Source organism: Janthinobacterium sp. UMAB-60 (assembly GCF_900095235.1).
Classification (GTDB): Bacteria; Pseudomonadota; Gammaproteobacteria; order Burkholderiales; family Burkholderiaceae_D; genus Janthinobacterium.
Map to the genome: position 1 here is coordinate 222,094 of NZ_LT607494.1, position 6,861 is coordinate 228,954.

The 6,861-nt window shown below is 67.5% G+C and carries 7 protein-coding genes; 4 read left to right on the forward strand and 3 right to left on the reverse strand.

What is annotated here, in order from left to right:
- Nucleotides 1-1,266 (reverse strand): putative Na+/H+ antiporter, encoded by a 1,266-nt coding sequence (locus tag K0F86_RS20520; protein ID WP_219136066.1) that lies wholly within the window; start codon nt 1,264-1,266, stop codon nt 1-3.
- 206 nt (nt 1,267-1,472) lie between these two features.
- On the opposite strand from K0F86_RS20520, the gene imuA reads away from it, so the two are divergent.
- From imuA to K0F86_RS20540, 4 genes are all read left to right on the forward strand, one after another.
- Nucleotides 1,473-2,183, forward strand: a complete 711-nt coding sequence (gene imuA / locus K0F86_RS20525) for a translesion DNA synthesis-associated protein ImuA (protein WP_219136067.1) — start codon at nt 1,473-1,475, stop codon at nt 2,181-2,183.
- On the forward strand, nt 2,113-3,600 hold the full coding sequence (locus tag K0F86_RS20530; protein WP_219136068.1) for a DNA polymerase Y family protein: 1,488 nt from the start codon (nt 2,113-2,115) through the stop codon (nt 3,598-3,600). The genes imuA and K0F86_RS20530 overlap by 71 nt, the downstream gene beginning before the upstream one ends.
- Nucleotides 3,601-3,672: 72 nt before the next feature.
- Entirely contained in the window at nt 3,673-4,377 is a 705-nt protein-coding gene (locus tag K0F86_RS20535; protein WP_219136069.1) for a glutathione S-transferase N-terminal domain-containing protein, read from the forward strand.
- A 70-nt stretch (nt 4,378-4,447) separates the two neighbouring features.
- Entirely contained in the window at nt 4,448-5,206 is a 759-nt protein-coding gene (locus tag K0F86_RS20540) for a S9 family peptidase (RefSeq protein WP_219136070.1), read from the forward strand.
- A 66-nt stretch (nt 5,207-5,272) separates the two neighbouring features.
- Here the strand turns inward: K0F86_RS20540 and K0F86_RS20545 are convergent, their stop codons facing one another.
- Together K0F86_RS20545 and K0F86_RS20550 are read right to left on the reverse strand one after the other, a co-directional pair.
- Entirely contained in the window at nt 5,273-5,623 is a 351-nt protein-coding gene (locus K0F86_RS20545; protein WP_096238637.1) for a hypothetical protein, read from the reverse strand.
- 42 nt (nt 5,624-5,665) lie between these two features.
- On the reverse strand, nt 5,666-6,861 hold a 1,196-nt coding region (locus tag K0F86_RS20550), incomplete at its 5' end, for a CHAT domain-containing protein (RefSeq protein ID WP_219136071.1).

Sequence of the window (6,861 nt, forward strand, 5' to 3'; positions counted from 1 at the left end):
CTACAAAGCCAGGAAAGCCAGGGCCGCCACGGCCGTCGGCAGCAGGGCGCCCGCCAGCAGGCCGACGGCGCCGATCGATTCATCCTTGAAACCGCGGCGCAGCAGGGATACGCCGGCCGGATTCGGCGCATTGGCGATGACGGTCAGGCCGCCACCGGCCACGGCGCCAGCCACCAGCATGTATTTCGCTTCGTCCGTCATGCCGACGATCAGCGATCCGAGGTAAGTCAGGGCCGCATTGTCCGTGATCGCCGTCAAGCCCAGGGCGCCGAAGAACAGGGCCAGCGGTTTCAGGCTCGAGACGATGGGCTGCAGCCACCATTGCTGCATGCCGCCCAGTACCACCAGGCCGCCGAGGAAGAAGCCGACCAGCAAGCCTTCCTTGAGGATCAGCGGGCTTTGATAACGCTCATACGCCTGCACGAAGCCGAGGAAGAACAGGAACAGGCCGAAGAACAGCACGGGATGGTGCGCCAGGGCCACCACGCCGCCCAGCACGATCATGTGCACGACGCTGACGGCCAGCGGCACTTTCGGCGCTTCCACGTCACCGGCTTTCGGCTTGATGTCGGAGGTGTTGCTGTGCAGGTATTTACGCAGCAATATGCTCACGCCCGTGGCGTTGACCAGCACGGCGATGGCGGCTTTCCAGCCGAAATGGCTGGCCATGTAGGCGCTGTCCCAGTTCCACGTGGTGGCCACCATCAGCACGGGCGGCGCCGCGTACGAAGTCAGGGTGCCGCCGATGGAAACGTTGACGAACAGCACGCCCAGCGCGCCGTATTTCAGCCATTCGGGGATGCCCGGACGGAAGATTTGCGGCGCCAGCATCAGCGCGGCCAGCGTCATGGCGGCCGGTTCCGTGATCATCGAGCCCGTCAGGGGCACGAGTGCCAGTCCCAGCCAGACGAGGGCCAGTTCCGTGCGCAGCGGCATGACGCGCGCCACGCCCTTGAGCAGGCGCTGCACGGCGTCGAGCACGGGGCGCGAAGCGGCCACCACCATGACGACAAAGACGAACAGCGGTTCCGTGTACTGGCGCGATTCGGCATACTCGATGGCCGCATCGCCGCCCGAGACAAAGGCCATGATGATGATCAAGATGAAAGCCCAGAAGCCGAACACGACTTCCACTTCGCCCAGCAGGTGCAGCAGCCCCCCGTGGCGGGGATGGCGCTGCGCCAGGGTTTCAAACGATTTGGCGGCGAAGGGGTGGATGAGCGCAAGGCCGAAGACGATGGCGCTGATGAGTTGGATGGTGGTCAAATGCGTTTCCTTATGGACGGAGGGAGCCGACTGGTACGTTGCCAGGCGGTAAGGAGAGTGCTTATGGTACAGCAATCGATGCCAGAAACGGGGTTTTTCGGACATGGCGGAGCGGCCCCGGGCACGCTATCTGACAGATAAGCCTTGCCAAAAGCCGGACTGGATAGTACTGTATATGCATACAGTATTCATCTTCATATTCAATTATGCAACATTCCGAATTGATGGCCGCGCCGGAAGCCTTGCACCCGTCTTTATGGCGCGCATCGCAGCTGGGACAGGGCGCCACGCGCTGCCTGGACACGGGCTTTGCCGCCCTGTCCGCGCAGCTGCCCGGCGGCGGCTGGCCCAGCGGCAGCCTCATCGATCTGCTGGTGCAGCAGCCGGGCAGCGGCGAATTGCGGCTGCTGGCGCCCGCGCTGGCGCAACTGCCGGGCTTGCCCATCGTGCTGCTGCAGCCGCCCCATCCGCCGCAGGCGCTGGCCTTGGCCGCGCAGGGTCTGGCGCCGTCGCAGCTGCTGTGGCTCAAAAGCGCCGGCAGCAAGGATGCCTTGTGGGCGGCGGAAAACATCTTGCGCAGCGGCAGTTGCGGCGCCTTGCTGTTCTGGCAGTCGCACGTGCGCGCCGACAGCCTGCGCCGCCTGCACCTGGCGGCGCAATCGGGCAACACCCTGTTCTGCATGCTGCGCCCCTTGCACGGCGCGCAGGATGCGTCGCCGGCGCCGCTGCGCCTGTCCGTGCGCCCGGCCGCCGGCGGCATCGAGATCGGCTTCATCAAGCGCCGGGGACCGCAGCGCGACGCGCCCCTGTTCCTGCCCCTGCAACCTCCTTCTTTACTGCTACGCCATGCGACTCTGGATCGGCCTGTGCCTGCCCCGGCTCCCGCTCGAAGTATTTTGCCCGCGCTGGTCGGCTGACCAGCTGGGCGTGGTGCTGGAGCAGGAGCAAGTGATGGCCCTGTCGCCGCTGGCGCGGGCGGCCGGCATCCGGCCGGGCATGCGCCGTGGCGGCGTGCTGATGCTGGCGCCGCAGGCGCGCCTGCACGAGCGCTCGCCCGAACTGGAAGCGCAAGCCCTGCAAGCGGTGGCGCTGGCGCTGCTGCAATACTCGCCGCTGGTGGCGCAGGGCGAGGAAGCGACCCTGCTGGTCGATGCGGGCGCCAGCCTGCGCCTGTTCGGCGGCGTGCGCGCCCTGTGCCGGCAGATTGCGGCCAGCTTGTGCGCGCTCGGCTACACGGCCCAGCTGTCGTGCGCCCCCACGGCGCGCGGGGCCTGGCTGCTGGCGCGCGCTGGCACGCGCCGGGGCCGGACCTTGAGCATGGCCAGCCTGGTGCGCCGCCTCGACGGCCTGCCGTGCGCCCTGCTGCCGCCCGCGCGCCCCTGGCTCGACTGGTTCGAAGGCATCGGCTGCCGCACCCTGGGGCAGCTGCGCCACTTGCCCCGGCCCGGCTTGCAGCGCCGCTGCGGCGCCGCCGTGCTGGAGATGCTCGACGACGCGCATGGCCACGGCACGGAACTGTTCGTCTGGATCGAAGCGCCGCCCACGTTCCGCGCCAGCCTGGAATTGTTCGACCGCGTCGAGCACGCGGACGCGCTGCTGTTCGGTGCGCGCCGCCTGCTGCAGCAAATGACGGGCTGGCTGTGCGCGCGGCAATTCGCCGTCGAGCGCATACAGCTGCTGCTGGCGCACGAGCGGGGCAGGGTGGCGCGCCCGCCCACCGTCATCGACCTGGCCTTGGGTGTCGCCGTCTGGCGCGACGAGCACCTGGTGCGCCTGCTCAAGGAGCGCCTGGCGCAGCTGGTGCTGGAGGCACCCGTGATCGGCCTGAGCCTGGAAGCGCTGCAGGTGCAGCCAATGGCGCCACCGAGCGAGAGCCTGTTTCCCGAGCCGGGCGGCACGCCGCAGGAGCGTCAGCGCTTGCTGGAATTGCTGGTGGCGCGCCTGGGCATGGAAAATGTCTTGCAGGCAGTGCCGCGCGCCGATTACCGTCCCGAGGCGGCCAACCAGTGGCTGCCGCTGCCGGCCAAGCCCGTTTCAAGAAGCGCGGCACCCGACTTGCCGCCCGGCTTGTCCGGCATGCCCCGTCCCGGCTGGCTGCTGGCCCAGCCCATCGCCCTGTTGATGCGCGAACATCGGCCCTTCTATGGCTCGCCTTTGAAAATGGTGTCCGTGGCCGAGCGCATCGAGGCGGGCTGGTGGGGCCAGTCGCAGGCGCGCGACTATTTTATTGCGGAAGGCCTCGACCACGCCCATTACTGGGTCTACCGCGAACGCATCGCCGGCAGCGCGGAAGACGCGGCGCCGCGCTGGTTTTTGCATGGCTTGTTTGGCTGACGGCGCTGTCCTGCTGAAACCGCCATGCTTGGCTATACTTGCTTGCGCCGCGTCTTTAATTGAAGGATATCCATGACACAACTTTCCGACTTCCCCATCACCCAAAAATGGCCTGCCCGGCATCCCGAGCGCCTGCAGCTGTATTCGCTGCCGACGCCGAACGGCATCAAGGTCTCGATCCTGCTGGAAGAGCTGGGTCTGGCGTACGAGCCGCACCTGGTCAGCTTCGAGCAGAACGACCAGCTGTCGCCCGCCTTCCTGTCCCTCAATCCGAACAACAAGATTCCCGCCATCCTCGATCCGCACGGTCCCGATGGCAAGCCGCTGGCCCTGTTCGAGTCGGGCGCCATCCTGCTGTACCTGGCGGAAAAGACGGGCAAGTTCCTGCCGCAGGACGCGGGCTTGCGCTACGAAACCATCCAGTGGCTGATGTTCCAGATGGGAGGTATCGGCCCCATGTTTGGCCAGGTGGGCTTCTTCCATAAATTCGCCGGCAAGGACTACGCAGACAAGCGTCCGCTGGAACGCTATATTGGCGAAGCGAAGCGCCTGCTGGGCGTGCTCGAGCAGCGCCTGCAGGGCCGCGACTGGATCATGGGCAGTCAGTACACGATTGCCGACATCGCCATCTTCCCGTGGGTGCGCTGCCTGGTGGGTTTTTATGGCGCGGGCGAGCTGGTAGGTTTTAACAATTTTCCGAACCTGCAGCGCGCGCTGGACGCATTCCTGGCCAGGCCAGCCGTTGCCAGGGGCGTGGATATTCCCAAGCGTGCTTGAAGCAGGCGGTGGCCGGGCGGCGCTACAATGCGCCATCGGCCGCGCTGCGCGGCAGCTTTGATCTGAGATAATGAAATCCACCCGGCAAGATTTTCCCGGCGCACACGGCCATGTGCTGGCGGCGCGCCTCGATGCGCCCGACGGCGCCATCCGCGCCTACGCGCTGTTCGCCCACTGTTTTACCTGCGGCAAGGACGTGCTGGCCGCGCGGCGCATCGCGCAAGGCTTGACGCAACACGGCATCGCCGTGCTGCGCTTCGACTTCACGGGACTGGGCGCCAGCGAGGGTGAGTTTGCCGCCACGAATTTTTCGTCGAACGTGGACGACCTGCTGGCCGCCGCCGATTTCTTGCGGGCAAAACATGCTGCGCCGCAATTGCTGATCGGCCACAGCCTGGGCGGCGCCGCCGTGCTCGCGGCCGCCGCGCAAGTGCCGGAAGCGACGGCCGTGGTGACCCTGGCCGCCCCCAGCACGCCCGCGTATGTCACGCGCATGTTCAGCGCGCACCTGGAGCAAATCGCCGCCGAGGGCGAGGCGCTGGTGCAGTTGGAAGGGCGGCCCTTCCGCATCCGCCAGCAATTCGTCGCCGACGCGGGCAGCCACAGCCTGAAGGCCCATATCGCCGGCCTGCGCCGCGCCCTGCTGGTGATGCACGCGCCCAACGACACGACGGTGAGCCTGTCGAACGCGATGGATATCTTTACTGCCGCCAAGCACCCGAAAAGTTTTGTGTCGCTCGACGATGCCGACCATTTATTGACGGGGCGCGATGACGCCGCGTATGTCGCCAATGTGATTGCCGCCTGGAGCGCGCGCTACCTGGCATAAATCGCCGCCCATGAAAAACGCCGTACCGGCAAGTCGCGGGTACGGCGCAGATGGGGAGAAAACGGCTTAGTCCTCGTCGAACTCGGCCGAAAGATCCTTCCAGCCTTTACTGATTGCAAAGGCGGAAAACTCTTCCGGCGCTTCCAGGACGATCAGTTTCTTGTCTTGCAAGCCCAGGTCGCCGTGACCGAAGTCGGGGCCCACGTAGCCGAGGCTGCGCAAGCGGGCCAGGATATGGCCGACCAGGGTCTTGTCCTTGCAGGCGCCCGCTTCGAGCGGAGCGGCGAAATCGACGTAGACGTCGATGATGCCGTAGCCTTCGTCGAAGATGCGGATGGCCTTGATGTCGTGGGCACGGCCGGAGCCGTCGGTGGCCTTGAAGGGGCCGCTGAGCTGGATGTCGGTGTCATTGTTCATGCCGCCAGCATACACCAAAAACGGCCTTCCGTAGTATGGCGCTCAGGAGCCGAGCAGGATGAAACCGGCCCAGTAGAAGGGATGGCCGCGCGTCTCGCCGCTGCCGCCGGCGGCGTCGAGCGGCGTCAGGCCCCGCGTCGCCGTGACGGCGTGCCGGGCGGCGCGGATCTGCCGCAACTGCGCCTGGCGCAAGGCTTGCGGCTTGCCCTTGCCTTGCGCCAGCGCCGCATAAAAATCGCCCATCAGGGTGGCCGTCGACTGGTCTGATACGCGCCACAGGCTGGCCAGCACATTGCGCGCGCCGCGCTGGCGGGCCAGCCAGGCCAGGCCTTCCAGTTCGTGTCCCGTGGCATCGGTGCCGGCCGGCACGGCCGTTTCGCAGGCCGACAGGGTGAGCAGGTCCAGGCCGGCGAAGCGGTAGCCGTCCTGCGCCAGTTCCGCCAGGCTGAGTTTGCCTCCATCGCCCAACAGCAGGTAGGAGTCCGCGCCCGCGCCCGAGCGCAGCACGAAATGGCTGGCGATATGCACGCTGCTGTTGGCGGGCAGCGCGCGCTGCAGCGCCGCGCCGGTGAAGTCGCCATCGAGGTAGACCTGGCTGGGGATGCGCGCCGCGTGTCCGATCGCCTGCACGGCGCGCAGTTCGCGCTGCACGAAGGGCAGGGCCGGCAGTTCGCCGCTGGCGCGCGTCTGGCCGAACAGGGCAAGCGATGGCGCGCGGCGCGGCGCTTCTTGTGCGCCGGCCTGTTCGCCGCCGCTGGCATGCAGCGAGACGGGCAGCCGTTCGACCAGCCAGCGGCGCCCGTCATGCAGCATGGCGAACGGCAGGTAGCGCAAGACGCCGTCCAGCGACAGCGACAGCGAGGTGGCGCCGTCCAGTTCCCGGCTGGCCGGTGCCAGCAGCAGCGCATACAGCGCCTGGGCGTCGGCGCGCGCGTCCTGTCCCGGGTCTTGCGCGCTGCGGCGCAGGCGGGCGATGCGCTGCGCCAGCGCGCGCTCGTCGATGGCCACGTCGTGGATGGTGCTGCCGCTCCGTCCGCCGCGCTGCGCGACGATGCGCAGGCGCGTGTCGGTAACCAGATAAGTCAGGTGCAGCACGCCCCGCTTCAGCGGTTCGGCCCGCGCCATGCCAGCCTTGCCTGCCGGTGCCGGCGTGGCCACGCTGCCGGACGCCAGCGCCGTCAGCGCCTCGGTGGCGCCATCGAGCAGCAGCGCCATGGCGTCGTTCGCCCGCCGCCATG